Here is a 19,245-nt window from a genome sequence, read left to right as displayed (position 1 = left end):
TTGACAATCGATATTGCATCTTTTAGCATTCAATGGATACATAGAATTCTGGAAAACAAGGCGACAATGAAGACACTAGGGAAATAAATGTATGATGAGTTGGAGGTCTTTATGAAAAATTTGATAAAATAAAGCCAGCTTTTTAATTGATTTTTCCGTTCTCTCACAACTTCTTAAATAACATCTTCTTTAATATAAATATATTTATCTATGTCTGAATCTAAGCAGTTATGGAGAATTTTCTCGTGGGGAGTTCTGAATAGGGTTCCTTCGACAGAAAATCTATGTGGACAGGGAGGTTTTTTTATTGAGGCATCATTCTCAAACACAATCATCTGTAGATTATGTATACAAAGAACTACGCCGTAAAATCATGAATAAAGAATTCAAACCGGGGCAACATCTTCCAGAAATAGCTATCGCAGAGCAGTTACATGTGAGTCGAACCCCTGTGCGAGAGGCATTTAGACGTCTTGCAAATGAAGGGCTTATTAACATGATACCCAACGAAGGTGCCAGTTTAGTCGACCCATCTAAAGAAGAGATTGAAAATACCTTCGAGATGCGAGCATATTTAGAATGTTTGGCTGTGAAAAAAGCGGTACATCACATAACGCCTCTTCAGCTTTGCATGTTGGAAGAAGAGATGCAAAAAGAAGAAAGTATTTTTGCAGAGAAGGATTTGGATAAGTACCTGGAGATAAACAATGCTTTCCATAAAATTATTGCGGAAGCCAGCGGGAATGTAGTTCTTTATGATCTTATCGTAAGCGTACTCTCTCGCTCTCTCGTCTATTTAGTGCTTTTTGAATCATTTTTTGACTTCGGAGGGAACCCCAGCCTTGATGAACATAGAGAAATTGTAAATGCACTGAAGGAGCATAATGAAGAAAGAGCTGTTGAATTAATGCGCTCTCACATTCTTGCCTCCGCTGAATGCGTTGGAGAGCATGGTGCCAAGTCTTGAAATATGCAAGAGAGGGGAAATGCACCTTTCTTCAGCATGTTTAGTGGCATGAGAGCACTGGAGCCTGCAATGATCACATCTAGAGGTGGGCGTACTGAAACTTGTGAGGTTACGTCATCTGAGTGAACTGTATAGGGGAAACACTCTTCGTCAAAATCTGGCACCATTTAATTATTGTCTATATTGGCCACATCGGTTACATTGGCTGCATAGGTGGTCGTATCAACGCAGACCTCCTAGGATAGGAGGGGAAATATGGGCTCTTCTTCTGAGAATAATAGTAACGAAGAGATAAAAGAAAGGGTTCAGGTTGTAAGTCGATATGGGTTCCGAAGCCTTTTTTTCTTTATGGGGTTTCTTTGTGTTGTAGCGGCAGGCGCCGTGCTTCGCTCTGCAAGAAGCGTTGTTATGCCTTTGGTAGTGGCATGGCTTCTTTCTTATATTTTTAAACCTATAGTGAGAAAGCTCGAGAAGAAAAAAATTCCTCCTACCCTCTCTATAACGTTGTTACTTATTCTTTTTTTAGGTGTCTGTTTACTGGCGTTCACTTTCCTCTATAGGCGTTTAATGCCCTTTGTAAACGCATTCCCGGCCTATTATGAACGCCTGATACATCTTATACAGGATGTCGGCCAATCCACAGACCTACCAACAGATCTTTTGATTGAATTTGATTGGGGGAAACGCTTAACTTCCTGGCTTCTTACACTTCCAGGAACTGCTATTTCTCTGGTTAGTAATCTTTTTCTCGTGATCGTATTTCTGATCTTCATATTGCTGGGGACACCTGCGCCAGGGGGGAAACTTAAACGAGCTTTTTCCCCCACTACTGCGGAGCGAGTGCAGCAGGTTATTAACGCCATATCCGCACAGATAGGTCGATATTTAGTTACAGCGGTGATCATCAGCGCCGCGACCGGCATAGCCGCATGGCTCGCCTTAACGGCCATCGGAGTGGATTTCGCCGTTAACTGGGGAGTGCTGGCCTTTGTTCTCAACTTTATTCCTTACATTGGATCGATTCTAGCGTCTATCCCCCCTATTTTAGTGGCGTTGGTAAAATTTTACCCCGATTTGGGGCCTGCTATAGCCGCATCTATCGCTCTATTAATAATTCAAATGGGGATAGGAAATTTCTTAACCCCCAAGGTCATGGGAGACGCTCTCGACATCAATCCAATTATCGTATTAGTATCGCTGCTCTTCTGGGGATGGCTCTGGGGTGGTTTCGGAGCTGTACTCGCCGTTCCCATCGCTGTTGTCATTAAAATTGTCTGTGAAAATATCCCTTCCCTTCGGCCAGTAGCTATTCTTATGGAATCCGGGCGAAGGAAAAAGTAGAAAGAGGAAGTACCTCGTCTTGAAAGAACGCAATATAAATGAATGACGAAAGCATATTTGATACTCTATGTAACTGAGGAACTGATTACAAAGGTGGCTTCGTTTCTGAGAAGCCACCTTTTTGATTAGGCAAGGGTTATTTCTGAAAGAACGCCCCTTTTCCTTATGCCCCCATCATGTTCAAGCACTGCACATTTACAAAACCAGTCATCATTATTGACATCTTTACGATATTTAGTATAGTGAGATAAAAATAATATAAAATATCGTATAAAATCATTGGCGAAATAAACTGACTATTGAACGAAGGGAGGGAGTTCTTTTTGTCTTTAGCGCAATTGACCCCCATTAGCTCTGACGGTGACAAGACGATGAAGCAAAAGGTCTTAGAAAGTCTCAGAGAAGCCATTATGAGAGGATATTTGGAAAGTGGGCAGCAGCTGCGACAAGATGACATCGCTTTCCAGCTAGGTGTAAGCCGCATCCCCGTTCGAGAAGCCTTAATGCAATTGGAGGCAGAAGGGCTTGTAACTTTTTACCCCTATAAAGGAGCGGTCGTTTCCACTCTTTCTCCCGATGAAGCAAAAGAAATTTTCGAAATTCGTTTTATTTTAGAGTCTGAAGCCTTGCGTTTCGCCTTTCCCAATCTTTCCAACGACGTCCTTGATGAAGCACTGCGGCTTGTAGAAGAAGCTGGCGCAGAAAAAGATTCTGCCAATTGGAGTGATCAAAACTGGAAGTTTCACTCTTTTCTATATCAATATGCGAAGAGGCCTCGCCTTCTCGCTATGATTGATTCTCTCAACCAGAATATTGATCGCTATATTCGTATTTATTTAAGAACTTTAAGTTTCCAATCTGAATCTATCGAAGCTCACAAGCAGTTGATAACTGCTTTACGAGAAAGAAATATAGAAAAAGCTGTAGATCTTCTGAAAGAGCATTTAAAAAACGCAGAACATCACATAATTCAGTATTTAACGCGGTAAGTTCTTTCTATGAACTGTACGCGTTGTGAACCTTAGACAGACATATGTCGCTTATGCCAAATTTCTTTACTAAGGAGGATTTATCTATGAATCATCGCGAACGAATCGAACATGCTATAGCTGGGAAAGAGACAGATCGTTTACCGTACAGCCTTTGGTGGCATTTCCCCAACAAAGACAGAATGCCTCGAAGATTGGCGGAGCTCGCTATTCATTATCAAGAAGCTCTGGATCTGGACTTTATTAAATACATGCCTTACGGAATGTTCTCCACCATTGATTGGGGTACAGACCTCAAGGTATTCGAAGGGTTTGGCGAACCACCCGTAGCTGCCAATTTCCCTATAGCTACGCCTGAGGATTGGGACAAGATTACTCCTCGTTGCGGTACATCTGGGGAGTATGCCATTGTTCTTGAATCTCAGCGAATTGCCCTTAAAGAACTCCATTGTCAGGTTCCTATTGTACAGACTGTTTTCAGTCCCCTTACAACTGCTCTTAAAATGGCTGGTGAAGAGACTCTGAAAAAGCACCTGGTAGAGTGCCCAGAGAAGGTTCATAAGGGATTGGAAGTTATTACCGAGACCACGAAGGAATTTGCTCTGGCTGCTGTTGAGAACGGTGCGGCGGGAGTATTTTTTGCTACGCAGATGGCAAGCCGCGACCGTCTTAACGAAACACAACTCAACGAGTTCATGAAAAAGTACGACCGAGTCATCCTTGACGCCATTAAAGATACATCTTGGTTTAACGTGCTTCACATTCATGGATCGAACATCTATTTCGAGGAACTTCTTGATTACCCAATTCAAGTTTTGAACTGGCATGATAGAGATGACGGTCCTTCCATGGAGGAAGCTCGGGCTAAAACCGACCGCTGCTTCTGCGGAGGATTGAGCCACAAGCACACTCTTCCCAATGGGACAGAAGAAGAACTTCGCGCTCAGGTTCAAGATACATGGAAACATAATGATGGAAAAGCTGTTATTTTTGCTCCTGGCTGCGTAGTTAACCCGAACACATCCGACGAGCGTCTGCTGCTTGTCAAGAAACTTATCGAAGAGACAGCACGGTAAATCTGCTGAAGAGAAGGAGTCTATATACATGGTATCGCTCAAGAATTTCCTTAAAGAAGAGGTAAAGCCTGCATTAGGATGTACCGAGCCCGGCGCGGTAGCTTTGGCTGTCGCCCGGGCTACGGAAGAGCTGGGAAAGGTCTCTGTAAATTCCATTAAGGTTCTGGTGAGTGGAAATATATTCAAGAATGGAATGTCTGTAGGCATTCCCGGGACAAACGGCCTTCGGGGCAATGTCATTGCCGCGGCGCTAGGCGCCTTGTGCGGAAAGAGTTCCCTCGGTCTCGAAGTCCTCAAAGACTGTACTGACGACATGGTGCTTAAAGCTCAGAAAATGGTGTCTGCCGGACATGTACAGGTCCTCCCGGATCCCGACCGGAACGGTGTTTATGTCAAAGCAAGCGTGCAGGGCGGGGATAAAACAGCCATCTGTATCATTGAAGGCAGCCATACAGGCATTGTACAGGTCACCCTTGATGGGAAAACTGTCTTCTCTCTTGAGGCAGAGACAAAAGAGAATAAATCTGGAGAGAAAGAGTCTCTTTCTGCCGCGCAGGAGATCGCCCAAATGCCCTTCTCATCTGTGGTGGACCTTATCCAGCAGATGGACGACAATGATGCCGCCTATGCGCTGGAAGGGGCACAAATGAATATGGACATGGCAGAACATGGTTTCGACGAGAGCCAAACCCTCGGTCTTGAGGTGGGCAAAACCCTCAAAAAAGCCGCTGCCAACTGGGAGACCCTGGACCGGTCCATTAAAATTCGCGCTATTAGTTCCGCAGCTTCCGACGCTCGAATGTCTGGAGCCCCCTACCCTGTCATGAGCAGCGCGGGGAGTGGGAACCATGGAATCACCGCCATCCTGCCCGTCTATATTCTGGGACGTGAACTGGGCAAAAGCGACAGAGAGATAGCGGAAGGCATTATTTACAGCCACCTGTGTACAAGCTTCGTGAAGAGCCGGATGGGACGACTGAGCCCGGTTTGCGGATGTGCCGTAGCGGCTGGAGCCGGTGCTGCCGGCGGGATCGTTCATCTTCTGGGAGGTTCCGATGTCCAGGCAGCCAAAGCCATGGAGCTTGTGCTGGGGAACCTTGTTGGAATGCTGTGCGATGGAGCCAAGGAAACATGCTCACTGAAGGTCGGAACTGGAGCTTTTGAGGCTGTACAGGCCGCAGAGCTCGTTATGAACGGACATTGCATTGAAATCCCCCAGGGAGTTATTGACGAGAAGATCGAAGAAACCGTCGCCAATGTGGTAACGGTAAACACCCAGGGAATGAGTGACGTAGACAAAATTATTCTCGATATTATGGCTTCTCGCTCTGCCTGCTAAATAAAACAACCCCAAACATCTCATAAAGAAAAGGGGCAGCCTTGTTAAGGCTGCCCCTTTTCAGTTCTTTTGTTAAATATTACGAATCTGGTCAATGGAAAGATCTGCAATACCCAGTGTCTCAAGGGTGGTTCCATTCTTCAGATAGTCCACTCCATGAAGACGAGAAGCCAATTCCACCGCAAGCTCCACTGTAGGAGCACTACAACCAGCTTTTCGGGCAAGCAGCAGGGCCGGAACAAGAACTCCGGGAACATCTTCTGTAAGGTATCGCCCTTTTATATTATGCCCTATTAAGTCTTCATAGGGAGATTGAGGACTCTGCACGTACTCATAATATGTTTTTGTGTCGTTGTCTCCGTAAAACATTTTAAGCTGTTCAAGGGCTTCAATGAGATTTACTCCATAAGCTCTACCAATGGCTCTTCGCTCTTCATCCATTTTTTCCATAAGCTTTGTTATCTCGGGAGTAATTCCATCCATGTAATGGCGAAATCCTTCCGGATTTTTTTCGATAGCGCCATAATTTAGAAGAACTGGCAGTGGGTGGAGGGTAAAGTTGATATTATCAAGGTCAATGGCAAGTAAACTATTGGAGGGAATAAATTCTACATACCCCTTAAAAATATCTTGCATTATTTCGAATACTTCTTTTGCTTCAGCTGCAGGAGAAGTGGCAATTTGCAACTTAAATTTCTTTTTAAAAATCCGGACTGCATTGTAGCTGCTAATGCGGCAAGCATAAGGCATAGAAGCTGTCTCTGAAATGGAAATTTTTACATCAACTCCAGCTTCTTTCATTATTTTACGAAGTCTGAAACCAGCATAGTTACCAGGTACTACTACTACATGCTGTCCATCTTTAAGATGGGGGAGCATTTTCTTGAAGATAGGCTCATGTGCAAAAGAAGGAACGACCACAAAAAGCACTTTCGCCTTATCCATAGCTTCAGCAATGTCCATGGTAACACCCATTAAATTACCTTCTAGATTAATATCTCCTTTAAGATACATCTTCTTTTCTTCCCGAAGTCGTTTGTAATCTTCGGTAGCCTCGAGAGGTTCCCACATCATAACGTCGTACCCTTTAGCCCCTATCTGTGCACAAAAAGCCCGTGCTCCATTCCCGCTGCCAAGTACTGCAAATTTATGATCCATTGCTACCCCTCCTTTAGGTTATATTTAAGCGAATCGTCGATAAGAGCAAATCATAATCAATGAAGCTATAGTCATCTTGCTTGGCTATATCGCTATCGAATTGTCCTCGAGATAGACGTTCAATTGCATCATCAATCCAGAGTACCGACCGGGCACACACTTCATTCTGAGGTCCATCGAGTACAACAGATCTGTAAGGATTTCGGCAAAGACGAGCATTCCCAGCTAATGGATGCGCAAAGAGAACAAACCCCACATGGATGTATTTCCGTGCAAACTCCAACACAAGGGAGGCCGAACCTTTTATAGATTCTGCTTGGGAGAAAGCACTGATCACCCGAGGATTGTTCGATAGGATACGCATTTCTATTCCTCGAAAATAGTCTGTTCTAAAATGGGTTCAGACAAGGCTTTGAGAGCTCTTTCAAGAAGACGTTTCCGGATGGCAAGCTCTTCTGCTGGCTTCTCTGAAGGAGCGCCTACTGGATGAGGAATAGCAACCCCTCGTATTATTCGGTTGGCCCCTACTGTGAAGGCAACCGATGGGATGGCTGTAATGAGAACTGCTGGTAACCCCACTCGCTCTATTTCTCGGGCCAACGTTGCTCCGCAACGAGTACCCGTTCCTCAAGTGGAAGTAAGAATAACTCCATGTACCCCCTGGCTTAAAAGCATTTCTCCTATTTCTCGCCCATATCGTTCCGCAGACCTCACCGCCGTAACATTTCCTACAGTAACGGGATATTCGTTATGGAGACGAGCAAAAGCCTTCTCTTTTTCTAAAATCCGTGCAGCATCAAGAGGCAATACACGATTAGGATTTTCATTTGCAGCTACAGGATCGTAGCCTCCATGAGCGACTTCATAATCCCCTTTTTGCAATGCATCGAGGCCCTCTATGGAATAGTGACACCATTTCGAAGCGTTATGAGCCTCTATTCGGTCTGGATTTCCTCGAGGTACAATCCCACCCTCCGTACCAATGGCGATTACGGCATCTCTCATGTTTAAGACAGGGCGAGCTGGAGGAACAGTATCGAAGACTGGCATGGGGAGTTCTGTAATGTAAGGACGGTTGTAAAGTTTGTTAACCAACATATCCACTGCTCGCCGAGATCCCCTTTGAGGTTTCCGTATATTGGTTCGTATGCCTCTTGGGATATATCCTTCTTCTTCAGGGCCTCCAATAGTTTTCTTCTCCAGAACTTTATCCGCGAGATGAATCATTCGAGGCACAACAGAAGAAATTTCCCGAGCTGAATCACCTGTTTCAATAATGAAAAGATCTTTTCTGGCAATATCTACCCCTGGATTTACAGGATGCATGGCTGTTATAGCTGGGATTTTCAAAGTCGTTGTTATAGCTTGACATAGGGTGCCGCAAGAGGTTCCATATCGTCCCGCAGCAAAGGCTGGCCCTGCAATAAATAGATCTGGTTCTTCCTTCTTAACCCATAGAAGAACCTGTTCTTTCACTGTCTCTAAGTTCTCCGCTGCATAGTTATCTCCGCAAATAATCGTTTTTACTATTACATACCGATTATCAGACTCTTGTTGAAAAATATTACCAATACCCACTGGCCCATCTGTCGTAAAGGGATGTATACCTGCTTTATCCTCCCCACCAATCTGCCCGAAAAATTGATTTATGTAATGAACGACTTTGATCTTTTTCATAGCTCCTCCTCCTAAATTGCCCATGTGGTGAGGTTTTCTATGCCTAATTCGTTGGTAGCCCCCATGATGCCAGCTATTTCCATAGACACAGACCCATCAGGGAGAAGACTGCCGGAATGACCGCCTGTAATGACATCAACACATTCAATATGGCCAATAACTTCGTCCATAGGAGGTAAAATCACTCGCTCATTCCCGTTTCCGTTCGTTACAACAGCATCTGCCTCTGGAGTTACATCTGCAAGGCCTGGAGACGCACCATCAGAACCAGCATATTCATCTGTGACCAGCACTGTTTTTATGCCACGCTTTTCAAAGAGCCTCGTGAGCATCATGAGATCGGCCTCGGGGTTGCCTCCCCCATCTTCGGAAATGATGGCCCCATCTGCTCCCAGCATTTCAGCTATTTTGAATACCTGGTTGCAGATCCGCTCTTTCTCTACGAAAGCTGTGCGAACAGGAGCGACTATAACTCCTAGAAAATTAATATTTTTTTCATGTTCTAATAAAAGATCTTCTACAATAGGGTTGTTTTGATGGTGGTACGTAGTATGTTTGTGGCATGGGGCTGCGCAATTACCGCTTACCACAGCTCCATCCATAAGCTCTGTCGGATTCATGAACACAGGAAGACATCCCTGCGCGTTGAGACCATAGAAATAGTTATCGTGAAGCAATCCTTGTGCTATGGCTTGACAGACATAAATCACTTTAGGTAATGAGCTGTTTCTTCCTAGGAGTTCCGCCAACGTAGGAACCGTGTACGTTGTTTCTTCGTATAAAGGGTAGTTCTTTACTGTTTCTGCCAGGAAACGGGCGACCTTAATGCCGCCGTTTCGTACACTTCGCTCGTGTTCATGTTTCCCAAGACCAGGGACTGGCTCAAAAAGCAAAACTATATTGTTCTTCTTCGAAAAGATGCTGTATTCCGCACCTTTTCCCTTCATATCTATGAGACCTTCCTGGAAATTCACAAGTTTACCTGACGTCACCACAGCTGCCCCATCGAGAACAACTGTGGTTCCTCGACCCGAAAGGAAATTAGGGTCACAAAAAAAGCCCGGGAAGGTGTAGGTTTTTTCTTCGAGTTTCGTTCGAGGCTCTATGACATCTTTTACAGGGATAATTCGCTTGCTTTCCCCAGGCCGAGCTACTTTAATATCAACACTTTGAAGCTGCTTATCTTCGAGAAGAAGGGAAACGAGCTCTTCTTTATCTATAAAAAGAGTCTTATCCTTAATTTCAGTGACTGTCCCAAACTCTATGTTTGAAATTGAGATTCGTCTCAGCTTCAAGGTTTCCATAAAGTTCCCCCCTAACCCTGTTCTCGTTCTATAATGGCACGGCACATTTCTTCATCGGCAGGAGCCATTCCCTTTTGTGCTATCCGGCCAAGAATGCAGATGGTATCATCTGCTCTCTCACAAACGAGTCCGTCTCCTGAACGGATAGACGTATTATTCATTGCCAAATAAGCTGATTCCATTGCCGTACCTACCGCATTGGCCAACTTCATAGCACATCCGAGCTTTGCGCCATCGCACAAGATGCCGCCAATACTTCCTACAACAGTATTGATTGCTCTTTCCACCTGCTCAAAAGAACCGTCAAGCATAAGGACCATTCCAGAAGTAACACCCAACCCCGCAGCTATGGCGCAAGCACACATCGGTGAAAGGCGACCAATATGACTCTTTAGATAAATAGTGACAAGAAAACTAAGGGCAAGAGATCGAAGAAGCGCTTCTTTATCTTTATCAAGTTCACGAGCCATAACAACAAGGGGTAACGAAGCTGTAATGCCAACATTTCCACTTGTGGCACAACTCATGGCTGGCAGCCCCAGGCCATCCATTCGTGCATCAGAGGCAGCGGCTGTCAAGGCTTTAGCCTTGATAATAGGATTCATATAGGGATAATCGAGGAACCCCTGTCCAAACTTTCCTCCTGCTTGTTCTTCAAAACCAGCCTTGGCAAGTTTTTCGTTCATCACTATGGCATCTTGAAGGAATAATAAATTCTCAAGAGGCTCACTTAAAGAAAAATCGTAAAGATCCTTAAGCTTATAAGAAAGGATTGCATCTTTCGAATAGTCAGAAGCTGCTGTATCTTCTTGGGGTTTAGCCAATATCATTTCTTCATTGGCTTTTATAAGAACTACATTTGTATGGGTTTTAACGACAACTGCTCGTCCAACTCCATTTGTAGTTTCAACTGTAGCATCAATATAAAGACCAACCTCTTTTCGAGTCCAATCGATAGAAATGTGGGTGTTGGGTAGCATGGCTATGGCCCTTTTCTCGTCTTCCTTCGTGATATTATGTAAAACCTCTAGGCCTGCTTCTGCATCCCCAGCAACGGCACCAAGAGAAGCCGCTATATCAAGCCCTAATAGCGATGTACCTGGGATACCCACTGCTATAGAATTTTTATACGTATCCCGATCCATCACAACTTTTATGGATTTTACTTCCCCTTCCACAGCTGCTTGAGCCACACTTGCAGCAAAAGAAACAGAGGTCGGGCCAGTACATCCAAGGGCTGGCTTAACTTCTCTTTTCAAAATGGTAAGCAACGATTCTGACACTACAATTCCCCCTTTTTAGAAAGTAGGGGCTTATTGAAGCCCCTACTTATAAACAGTTTTAATCCATAACTAGCTTCACAGCTTCGTCAAAGTTTGCCTCTCCAAGTATCTTTCTCATTTCAGGCCAAACTTTTTCTCGAGCATTATCAGTAAGGGCTTGAAGCTCCTCTTTGGAAAGGTGAACAACCTCAATGCCATACTCTTCCATACGCTTCTCTTTTGCCGCTTGATCAGATTCAGCCTGAGCAACGCGGCGATCTTCCATTTCGCGAGCCAACGTAGTAATTAAAGCCTGATCTTCCTCAGAAAGAGAGTTCCAAAGTTCCATGTTTATAATGAGATACCACTGCTCAAAATGAGTATTCGATGGAACATAGCACTTGATAATGTCGCGGAAATTCGCATAATATCCTTCTGCTCCGGCTCCAAAAGCCCCATCTACAATTCCAGTCTGAAGAGCTGTAAATGTTTCAGCAAAAGCAAGAGGAGTAGCCATGTACCCTTGTGCATCTGCCAGAAGCTCAAAGGCTTTCTGCGTCGGGACTCGGACTTTCAGCCCTTTAGAGACGGAAGGATCGCCAGGTTTCTCAGGTTTTTTCATGAGAGCGGTTCCTCCGAAATACACCGGCCAAACGCTAATAATTTTGAGGTCTTGTTTGGCGTAACGTTCCGCTGCCCAGTTCATGAGGGGAGTGCCGCTTACATAATTTTTCTTTACTCCCTCCCAATCATTCACAATGTACGGGAGATTCAATATCTGGAGCATTTTGTCGGCAGTGGTAACGACAGGCTGAATGGCCATGTCTACCGCACCAACACTCACTCTTTCATGAACGACGGTGTAGTCGCCAAGCTGACTGTTATCAAAAATCTGGAGCTTAATACGACCGTTAGATTCCTGTTCAAGTTTTTCTGCAAACCACTTCACATCTTTGTCAATTGCCGTATCTGCCGGGCGGATATGAGAAATCTTCCAGACATAAGATTTCTCTTTGGCCAGAGCTTCTCCGCCTACCATAAAGAGAGCCGCAAAAACAAAAGAAATTCCCAATAGTGCTGCAAAAAACTTTTTCATGAACACCGCCTCCTTTATGCTTAACTATTCTTTACTCCCAATTTTGCAAACCATTTGTCTTTGAGTTTTTGTGCGGTAGGGGTAGAAGCTAACCCTCCTCGCATGCTTCCTCGAAGTTCAACAGGCAAAAGCTTCTGTACATTGATGAGAGCATCGACCACTTCATCTGGCGGGATAATACTTTCTATGCCAGCAATAGCCATATCTGAAGCCGCAAAAGCATTGGCTACCCCTATAGCATTGCGTTTAATGCATGGAATCTCAACTGGTCCTGCAACAGGGTCACAGATAAGTCCCAAAATATTTTTTAAAGCAAGTGAAGAAGCATGAACAACCTCTTTTGCAGTACCTCCGGAAAGCTGTGCTAAAGCAGCAGCAGTCATGGCAGAAGCAACACCTATCTCGGATTGGCATCCTCCCAATGCTCCGGAAACTGGTGCCCTCATAGCGATGAGAGCCCCTGTCATTGCCGCTACAAGTAACGCATCTTCTATTTCCGCAATATCTGAGCTTAAATGTTCAGCTGCTGTTAGAAGGGCTCCAGGCAATACACCACTTGACCCCGCAGTCGGAGCTGCTACTACACACCCCATACATCCGTTCAATGTCATGACGCCCAGCGCTCTTGCCACAGCCTTTCCTACAGTTTCACCAGAAAGAGATCGCCCTCCTTCTACAAGAGCCATAAGTTTTACACCTTCATCATGGGGCATAAGCCCACCTAAAAGACAAAGATCGTTCCCCATCCCCTTTTCTACAGATTGAGACATTGTTTGCCACGCAATCTGTACCTTTTCACGAATAAAACCCTTGGATAAGCCACTCCTTTTTTCTTCAAATGCAATTGCTGCTTCAGGTAAAGAAATATGGAGAGAGTCAGCATAGTGAAGCCATCCTTCGAAAGAAGAGAAAAGAGGTTCATCGTTTTTCAATTTGTAATCAAGCAAACAAGTAAGGGGAAAAACCTTTCTAACTCCTGCTTCTCTTTCTATTTTTTTAAGCTGAATATCTGACAAAGGTTTTTCCGTAAGGCAGGTGTAAAGGACGTCCTTTTCTTCATGGTTTGACGAGACACTCTTTTCAAGGAATAAAACGTTCTCTTCCAAAAGTTCAGCTAAAAACTCTTTTGTGAAAAGCTTATCTGCAATAAAGAGAATCCCTTCTTCGCTTCCTTGCAAGTAAATAGGAAAGTCTTCAATATCTGTCATAAGAATTTCGCCACCACCGACAGAAATTCCTACAACCCGAAGGCTTTGATCTCGTCTCGCAAGAAGCATATCTACAGTGTTCGGGTTTCTTTTGGAGAGTGGTTCCAAGTGATATAAAACAGGGATATTTTTTTGCTCGGCCAAAGAAAGAGCTTCTCCTATTTCCGGAGAATCTTCTCTCATGCCAAGCAAGCCGCCTACTATAGCAGAATCGCTCATATGTCCTTTATAGGTTTCAGCCAATGCGCCATAGAAAAAAAGGTCAATGCGCTCAGGGTCTCCTCCTAAAAAGAGTCGGCCCATTCGCCCTATTCTGAGGACTCCCGCTGTATGAGAACTAGAGGGTCCTGTCATAATAGGACCGAGGGAATCAAAAAGACTCACGAGTCTGTTACGGTTCTGACAAAAGTTCATAGACGCCACTTCCCTTAATACCCACTACTGTAAAAATCCCATAATTCCAGGAAGGAAAAGGGACAGAGGGGGCCAAAATGTAGTAAGGATCATAACGGGGATATAGCCCAACAAAAGAAAAGTCATTGCTGGACGAAGAATCTCAACAAATTCCACCTCTCCAATCTTCATTCCTAAATAAAGGATGCTCGCATAGGGTGGCGTGACACCGCCGACTGCGAGGTTAACACCAAGAATGGAGGCAAAATGGATAGGGTGAATTCCTATGGCTAAAGCTAATGGTAAAAGTAAGGGCGCGACAAGAATAACTCCTGTAAGGTCATTCACAATCATGCCTATGAAGAAAAGAAGAAGATTGATGAGGACCAACAATATAACCTTATTCTGTGTAATTCCAAACATAGTTTTTACAATAGCTTGAGGAATTTGAAGCATAACAAATGTCTGGCTGAGCATGAGGCTACATAAAATCATGACCATGATAGATCCAACGGATATTGCAGAATTTTTGGCTACCTCATAATAATTTTTAGCTTTAAGCCCTTTATAAATTAGGAAACCTACAGGAATTGCATATATAACAGCTACTGCTGCGGCCTCTGTAGGAGTCATAATTCCCCCATAAATTCCGCCAAGAATAATAACTGGCATCATGAGGGCTGGTAATGCTTTCCAACCTCGATGAACAATTTCGCGCATTTTTTCTTCTTTTTTAAGCTCTGGCTCCAGTTTGAGAGGGAACCGTTTAGCCCATATAAGATTAATGATGGAAAAGAAAATAGTAACGAGGATTCCCGGCCCTACTGTGGCAAGAAAACAGGCTAAGATAGATGTTTCGGTGACCCAGCCGTAGACAATCAAAATAACACTTGGAGGAATAAGGAGCCCAAGAATAGAAGAATCTGTGACAAGAGCCGTAGCGTAACCTTTTGGGTATCCTTGCTCAACCATGCGTGGAATAAGGATAGGACCCACTGCTGCTACTCCTGTAAAACCGCTGCCAGAGATAGCGCCAATAATGGCGCAACTTACTGTAGCTACAACACCTAAACCACCCTTTACTCTCCCTACAAAAACGTCCACTAGATCAAGTAGATATTTTGCAATACCGCTTTGACTCATTAAACTTCCTGCAAAAATAAAGAGGGGGACACAGAGCAGGACAGGGCTCAAAATCTGTTGCAACCCCCACATCATCATGCCTTTCATGGATACGCCACCTATAATGCTCATATACATAAGGGCTCCACCAAAACAGAAAGGTAAAGGAACACCGAGGGAGAGGAATACAACGAGAATTAATAAAGCGATAAGAGCAACAGATACCATTTAATATACCTCCTCTTCCACTTCCATCTGGGTTAGCACGTCTTGAGGTGTTCGGATAAAGTCTCGAACATGACCAAAAAATTCAACGATGGTATAGAAGGTCATGCAAGCCATACTGACAAAAACAAGAGACTCAGACCAAATCATGGGAATAAAGAGCGTGGGACTTTCTTTTTGGACACGTAGAGCATATTTGAGATAATCGTATCCCCAATAGGAAAGCCAAATTAGAACAACTCCACTTAAAGCAGCAGCAATGGCACGCACTAAATACACTGATTTCTGTTTCCGCATAAAAACTTCGAGCACCCTGGCCACTATCTGATTTTTGTCTGCCGAAGCTTTTATAGCCCCGATAAGATATGCCCATGTTGTGGGAAAAAGAAGCAACTCTTCTATTCCCATAAGGGGGGCTTTAAAAACATAGCGCAACACAACCTGGCCAAAAACAAGAATCGAGATGAATGACATCAGAAAAACCAAAACTACATCTTGCGCTTTTGCTGCCCAATAAAGAATGGTGTTAAAAAAACTTTTTGACTCTGACATCCCAGACCCTCCCCTCTTACTCTTTTAAAGAATGGGTGTCGTACTCGCCTAACGACACCCATTCTTTATGTGCGGCGCTACCCGCTTGTTCTATACAAATGCGTACGTTTTTCCGCGTTGGCTCTTCTTAGCTCTGTCAAGCACAACTGAAGCCACACCAATATCCATAGCGCCTGTTCCAATGGGGATACAGAGAATCTTTTCTCCGTTAGCTACAGAGGCTTTCTTTTTTCCAGCAGCTAATTCGCCGATGGTGGCAAAAATGTCTTTTTCTGTGATCCGTCCAGAGGTACCAAGTTCTGCAAGAGCGCCGCGGTGAAGGGTCTGTCCAATATGATCTACTATTATTTTATCCGCGTTTAAAATACAATCATTATCACATTCCTGATATGATCCCATAGGGAAAAGCAACATTCCTGGCTTAAACCACTCATTTTTAAAAAACTTATCTTTTGATTGAGTAACACAAACGACCACATCTCCATCCGCTGCTTCTTCGGGGGTATTCGCAATATGAATTTTCCCTTTTACATAAGAAGCCATGTCAGAGGCATAGCGCTCAGCAGCTGCTTTACTAATGTCGTATACGTGTACTTCTTCTATGTCAAAAAGCTGGGAAATGGCCATGGTCTGAGTATGCCCCTGCATTCCCGCTCCATAGAGACATAAACGAAGAGATTTTCTAGGGAAAAGATACTTAAGGGCTACCGCTGTCTGAGCACCTGTACGAAGATTGGTAATGTATGCACCATCCATCACTGCTGTGAAGTTGCCCATTTTAGGATCTATGAGCATAATAAGAGAGGTAATATAGGGAAGACCAACTTTTTTACGTTCGCCTAAGAACCCGCCAGCCCACTTTATTCCAGCCGTGTCTGACCATCCAACATAGGCAGGCATAGCATTCATAAATCCACTATAAGGAGGGAACGATGCTGTTTCTCCAAGATCTAGATTGACTTTCGTGGGGTTAATAACAGTTCCGTCGCCCATTCCTTGAAAGGTTTTGTCGCAGGCCTCAACTACATCTTTCATCGTAATAAGCTCTTTGATTTCATTCTGGCTCATCAACAACGTATTCATAGAAAAAACCTCCCCCTTCATTAATTGTTACGTATCTTTGAGCTTTACTGATAGAGAATGGCAGGATATAGTAGAAATGATCTTATGCCCTGCTGTTGAACAATTGAACATTATCACAGCAAGGCAATAACGTCAAGCCTGAAAAAATAAAATTTTATAAATAAAACTGTATTGAATACAGGAGGATCTTATGTTTAAACCCGCAAACAAGGCAACTCTTCATGAAAATGTGCTACATCAAATGATCAACGCCATAAAAAATAAGGCTTGGGAACCGGGTATGAAATTACCTGGGGAACAATCTTTGGCGAAAACCTTCGGCGTAAGTCGGAACTGCATACGAGAGGTTTTAAAAGCTCTTGAGCTTACAGGGATAGTCGAAGCCCGAGCTGGTGACGGCACATATCTTTCCGACAGTGCTTTGTGTAACATAGCTAATACAGAACTTGTTGCCTCTCTCTTCGAGGAAAGCACTCTTGCAGAGCTCATGGAGGCACGGCAACTTCTGGAAGGACAAATTGCCTACTGGGCAGCCGAACGGGCTACTGAGGAAGATGTGAATATCTTAGAGCATATTTTGATGGAAGAAACAGACGTTCCCAACGTAGATATACATAACCAATTTCATAATTTTCTGGCGGAAGTAGCCGGGAATCCCTTTCTATTGCGTCTTTTAGATTCCATACGAAATGAAGTATCTGCTCAAAGAATTATGTTTAAGTCATGGCCCTCTACAGATCTGGAACAATTTCGGAAAGACCACTGGGAAATCTGTCAGGCGGTAAAAGCACGGGCTCCAGAAAAGGCACGAGAAACTATGATCCAACACCTCGCCCATTCGCAAAAAGGGATTCTGGAGAAAAAGGAGAAAGAGAGACTATAAAATTGTTATATAAAATATAAAATCTATTTTTATGTCTCTTCATGGAGTTCAAATAGTATATACTTTAACAAGGTCTTATACGTAAGGGGGATATAATGTTTAAACCGGCAAGTAAATCGACACTTCATGAAAGCGTTCTCAACCAAATTATTGATGCTATTAAAAAAAATATATGGGAACCTGGTATGAAGTTGCCTGGAGAACAAGCTTTAGCGAAAACCTTCGGGGTAAGCCGAAATTGTATTCGAGAAGTTTTAAAGGCTCTTGAACTTTCAGGAATTGTTGAAGCGCGTCCTGGTGATGGCACGTATTTATCTATAAATGCTCTTCGCAATATTACTAACACTGAGTTTGTTGCAAGCCTTTTTGAAGAGTCTACATTAAAAGAGCTTGTGGAAGCTCGGCAATTGTTAGAAGGCCAAATTGCTTATTGGGCAGCACAACGGGCTACTGAGCAACAAATTCAAAAAATGGAGGAGCTTTTATTAAAAGACGAGGAACATCCGGATGTAGATATTCACGATAAATTTCATAATGTCTTAGCAGAGATGGCGGGAAATCGTTTTTTATTGCGGTTACTTGGATCTATTCGCAATGAACTCGCGACGCAACGACTCATTTTCAAAACCTCGCCAGTTGAGAACCTTGCTGCTTTCAAGAAAGAAAATTGGGAAATATGTCAAGCTATAAAAGAGCGGAATCCAGAGAAAGCCAAAAAGATTATGTATAAACACCTGTCTCACGGCCAATATGAGATCTTGGAACGTTTACACGAAAAAGAACAGCGTTAGGTCGTATTGAAATAAGAACACATTATTTTTAATGCTTCAGAAAGGATATAAATGATAAAGCCTGCTAATAAATCTACGTTATATGAAAATGTTTTAGAACAAATGCTCGAAGCAGTAAAAAAAGGGGCATGGAAACCTGGAGAAAAGATCCCAGGGGAACTAGCTCTTGCTGAGATATTTCAAGTCAGCAGAAATTGCATCCGAGAAGTTTTAAAAGCTCTCTCAATATATAACATCGTCGAATCCCGATCTGGAGATGGCACATACATTTCTGCCAATGCGCTGCGATATTTGGCAAACAATGAGCTCGTTGAACACTTATCGGAAAATGTTTCCATACGAGAATTAATGGAAATTCGAATTCTTTTAGAGACACAAATTGTAGAATGGGTTATAGAACGGGCAACAGAAGAGGACCTTGAAACTCTCAAAGAAATTGTTTTTTTAGAACGAGGCAATAAAAATGAAGCTATCAATCCTTCCTCACATACTAAATTCCATGAATATCTAGCTGAAATAGCAGGAAACAGCTTGGCTGTTAAAATATTAGCCTCCATACGAGAAGAAATTAATGCACAAAGATATAGATATACAAGGCTTCCCTTGTCTAGCTGGCAAGAGATGATGACAGAACATGAAGCAATATTAAACTGCATACTCAATAGAGACATAGGTAAAGCACGTGAAAGCGTAAAGAAACACATTGAACATATGCTTAAAAGTCAATTATTAAGCCTTGATGCGCAAAAGAATTGCGAGTAACCCTTCAAAGGGCTACT

Annotated in this window: 18 protein-coding genes; 8 read left to right on the top strand and 10 right to left on the bottom strand. The window is 43.5% G+C overall.

The window, feature by feature from the left end; genetic code table 11:
- Positions 1-307: 307 nt before the first annotated feature.
- The 5 genes from B4J50_RS09480 (at position 308) to B4J50_RS09460 (ending at position 5,712) form a co-directional block, all read left to right on the top strand.
- Complete coding sequence (locus tag B4J50_RS09480; protein ID WP_024821455.1) at positions 308-967, top strand: GntR family transcriptional regulator; 660 nt, start codon at positions 308-310, stop codon at positions 965-967.
- A 255-nt stretch (positions 968-1,222) separates the two neighbouring features.
- A complete protein-coding gene (locus B4J50_RS09475; protein WP_024821454.1) occupies positions 1,223-2,308 on the top strand; it encodes an AI-2E family transporter in 1,086 nt (361 codons plus the stop codon).
- A 323-nt stretch (positions 2,309-2,631) separates the two neighbouring features.
- The gene (locus B4J50_RS09470; RefSeq protein ID WP_024821453.1) at positions 2,632-3,297 is read left to right on the top strand and encodes a GntR family transcriptional regulator; all 666 of its coding nucleotides are present in this window, start codon (positions 2,632-2,634) and stop codon (positions 3,295-3,297) included.
- 86 nt (positions 3,298-3,383) lie between these two features.
- Complete coding sequence (locus B4J50_RS09465) at positions 3,384-4,373, top strand: uroporphyrinogen decarboxylase family protein (protein WP_024821452.1); 990 nt, start codon at positions 3,384-3,386, stop codon at positions 4,371-4,373.
- Between the two features lie 28 nt (positions 4,374-4,401).
- Entirely contained in the window at positions 4,402-5,712 is a 1,311-nt protein-coding gene (locus tag B4J50_RS09460; RefSeq protein ID WP_024821451.1) for a serine dehydratase subunit alpha family protein, read from the top strand.
- A 72-nt stretch (positions 5,713-5,784) separates the two neighbouring features.
- Here the strand turns inward: B4J50_RS09460 and B4J50_RS09455 are convergent, their stop codons facing one another.
- The 10 genes from B4J50_RS09455 to B4J50_RS09410 form a co-directional block, all read right to left on the bottom strand.
- Positions 5,785-6,870: an NAD/NADP octopine/nopaline dehydrogenase family protein gene (locus B4J50_RS09455; protein WP_286847105.1), complete on the bottom strand. Its 1,086-nt coding sequence runs from the start codon at positions 6,868-6,870 to the stop codon at positions 5,785-5,787.
- Between the two features lie 13 nt (positions 6,871-6,883).
- Complete coding sequence (locus tag B4J50_RS09450) at positions 6,884-7,234, bottom strand: GrdX family protein (protein ID WP_024821449.1); 351 nt, start codon at positions 7,232-7,234, stop codon at positions 6,884-6,886.
- Positions 7,235-7,236: 2 nt separating this feature from the next.
- Positions 7,237-8,547, bottom strand: coding sequence for a glycine/betaine/sarcosine/D-proline family reductase selenoprotein B (locus B4J50_RS09445; RefSeq protein WP_084043836.1), 1,311 nt, complete (start codon positions 8,545-8,547; stop codon positions 7,237-7,239).
- An 11-nt stretch (positions 8,548-8,558) separates the two neighbouring features.
- Positions 8,559-9,851, bottom strand: a complete 1,293-nt coding sequence (locus B4J50_RS09440) for a glycine/sarcosine/betaine reductase component B subunit (RefSeq protein WP_286847100.1) — start codon at positions 9,849-9,851, stop codon at positions 8,559-8,561.
- Positions 9,852-9,862: 11 nt separating this feature from the next.
- Positions 9,863-11,134 (bottom strand): serine dehydratase subunit alpha family protein, encoded by a 1,272-nt coding sequence (locus B4J50_RS09435; protein WP_024821445.1) that lies wholly within the window; start codon positions 11,132-11,134, stop codon positions 9,863-9,865.
- 58 nt (positions 11,135-11,192) lie between these two features.
- Positions 11,193-12,209 carry a TRAP transporter substrate-binding protein DctP gene (dctP, locus tag B4J50_RS09430; protein WP_286954118.1) on the bottom strand — a complete coding sequence of 339 codons (1,017 nt, stop codon included), beginning with the start codon at positions 12,207-12,209 and terminating at the stop codon, positions 11,193-11,195.
- 20 nt (positions 12,210-12,229) lie between these two features.
- Entirely contained in the window at positions 12,230-13,831 is a 1,602-nt protein-coding gene (sdaAA, locus tag B4J50_RS09425; RefSeq protein ID WP_024821443.1) for an L-serine ammonia-lyase, iron-sulfur-dependent, subunit alpha, read from the bottom strand.
- A gap of 24 nt (positions 13,832-13,855) precedes the next feature.
- Complete coding sequence (locus B4J50_RS09420) at positions 13,856-15,160, bottom strand: TRAP transporter large permease (protein ID WP_024821442.1); 1,305 nt, start codon at positions 15,158-15,160, stop codon at positions 13,856-13,858.
- Complete coding sequence (locus B4J50_RS09415; RefSeq protein WP_024821441.1) at positions 15,161-15,709, bottom strand: TRAP transporter small permease; 549 nt, start codon at positions 15,707-15,709, stop codon at positions 15,161-15,163. It lies immediately after the preceding gene.
- A 90-nt stretch (positions 15,710-15,799) separates the two neighbouring features.
- Entirely contained in the window at positions 15,800-16,792 is a 993-nt protein-coding gene (locus B4J50_RS09410; RefSeq protein WP_024821440.1) for an ornithine cyclodeaminase family protein, read from the bottom strand.
- Positions 16,793-16,982: 190 nt separating this feature from the next.
- On the opposite strand from B4J50_RS09410, the gene B4J50_RS09405 reads away from it, so the two are divergent.
- The 3 genes from B4J50_RS09405 (at position 16,983) to B4J50_RS09395 (ending at position 19,228) form a co-directional block, all read left to right on the top strand.
- On the top strand, positions 16,983-17,675 hold the full coding sequence (locus tag B4J50_RS09405; protein ID WP_024821439.1) for a FadR/GntR family transcriptional regulator: 693 nt from the start codon (positions 16,983-16,985) through the stop codon (positions 17,673-17,675).
- A gap of 95 nt (positions 17,676-17,770) precedes the next feature.
- A complete protein-coding gene (locus tag B4J50_RS09400) occupies positions 17,771-18,466 on the top strand; it encodes a FadR/GntR family transcriptional regulator (protein ID WP_024821438.1) in 696 nt (231 codons plus the stop codon).
- 51 nt (positions 18,467-18,517) lie between these two features.
- Positions 18,518-19,228: a FadR/GntR family transcriptional regulator gene (locus B4J50_RS09395; protein WP_024821437.1), complete on the top strand. Its 711-nt coding sequence runs from the start codon at positions 18,518-18,520 to the stop codon at positions 19,226-19,228.
- Positions 19,229-19,245 lie beyond the last annotated feature (17 nt).

This window comes from Aminobacterium sp. UBA4908, from assembly GCF_002398115.1.
Taxonomy (GTDB): Bacteria; Synergistota; Synergistia; order Synergistales; family Aminobacteriaceae; genus Aminobacterium; species Aminobacterium mobile.
This window is presented reverse-complemented; position numbering and strand designations above follow the sequence as displayed.

Excerpts from the sequence above, each read along its gene's own strand:
- B4J50_RS09475 (WP_024821454.1), top strand. The coding sequence starts at position 1,223 with ATGGGCTCTTCTTCTGAGAATAATAGTAACGAAGAGATAAAAGAAAGG.
- B4J50_RS09465 (WP_024821452.1), top strand. The coding sequence starts at position 3,384 with ATGAATCATCGCGAACGAATCGAACATGCTATAGCTGGGAAAGAGACA.
- B4J50_RS09460 (WP_024821451.1), top strand. The coding sequence starts at position 4,402 with ATGGTATCGCTCAAGAATTTCCTTAAAGAAGAGGTAAAGCCTGCATTA.
- B4J50_RS09455 (WP_286847105.1), bottom strand. The coding sequence starts at position 6,870 with ATGGATCATAAATTTGCAGTACTTGGCAGCGGGAATGGAGCACGGGCT.
- B4J50_RS09450 (WP_024821449.1), bottom strand. The coding sequence starts at position 7,234 with ATGCGTATCCTATCGAACAATCCTCGGGTGATCAGTGCTTTCTCCCAA.
- B4J50_RS09440 (WP_286847100.1), bottom strand. The coding sequence starts at position 9,851 with ATGGAAACCTTGAAGCTGAGACGAATCTCAATTTCAAACATAGAGTTT.
- dctP (WP_286954118.1), bottom strand. The coding sequence starts at position 12,209 with ATGAAAAAGTTTTTTGCAGCACTATTGGGAATTTCTTTTGTTTTTGCG.
- sdaAA (WP_024821443.1), bottom strand. The coding sequence starts at position 13,831 with ATGAACTTTTGTCAGAACCGTAACAGACTCGTGAGTCTTTTTGATTCC.
- B4J50_RS09420 (WP_024821442.1), bottom strand. The coding sequence starts at position 15,160 with ATGGTATCTGTTGCTCTTATCGCTTTATTAATTCTCGTTGTATTCCTC.
- B4J50_RS09415 (WP_024821441.1), bottom strand. The coding sequence starts at position 15,709 with ATGTCAGAGTCAAAAAGTTTTTTTAACACCATTCTTTATTGGGCAGCA.
- B4J50_RS09410 (WP_024821440.1), bottom strand. The coding sequence starts at position 16,792 with ATGAATACGTTGTTGATGAGCCAGAATGAAATCAAAGAGCTTATTACG.
- B4J50_RS09405 (WP_024821439.1), top strand. The coding sequence starts at position 16,983 with ATGTTTAAACCCGCAAACAAGGCAACTCTTCATGAAAATGTGCTACAT.
- B4J50_RS09400 (WP_024821438.1), top strand. The coding sequence starts at position 17,771 with ATGTTTAAACCGGCAAGTAAATCGACACTTCATGAAAGCGTTCTCAAC.
- B4J50_RS09395 (WP_024821437.1), top strand. The coding sequence starts at position 18,518 with ATGATAAAGCCTGCTAATAAATCTACGTTATATGAAAATGTTTTAGAA.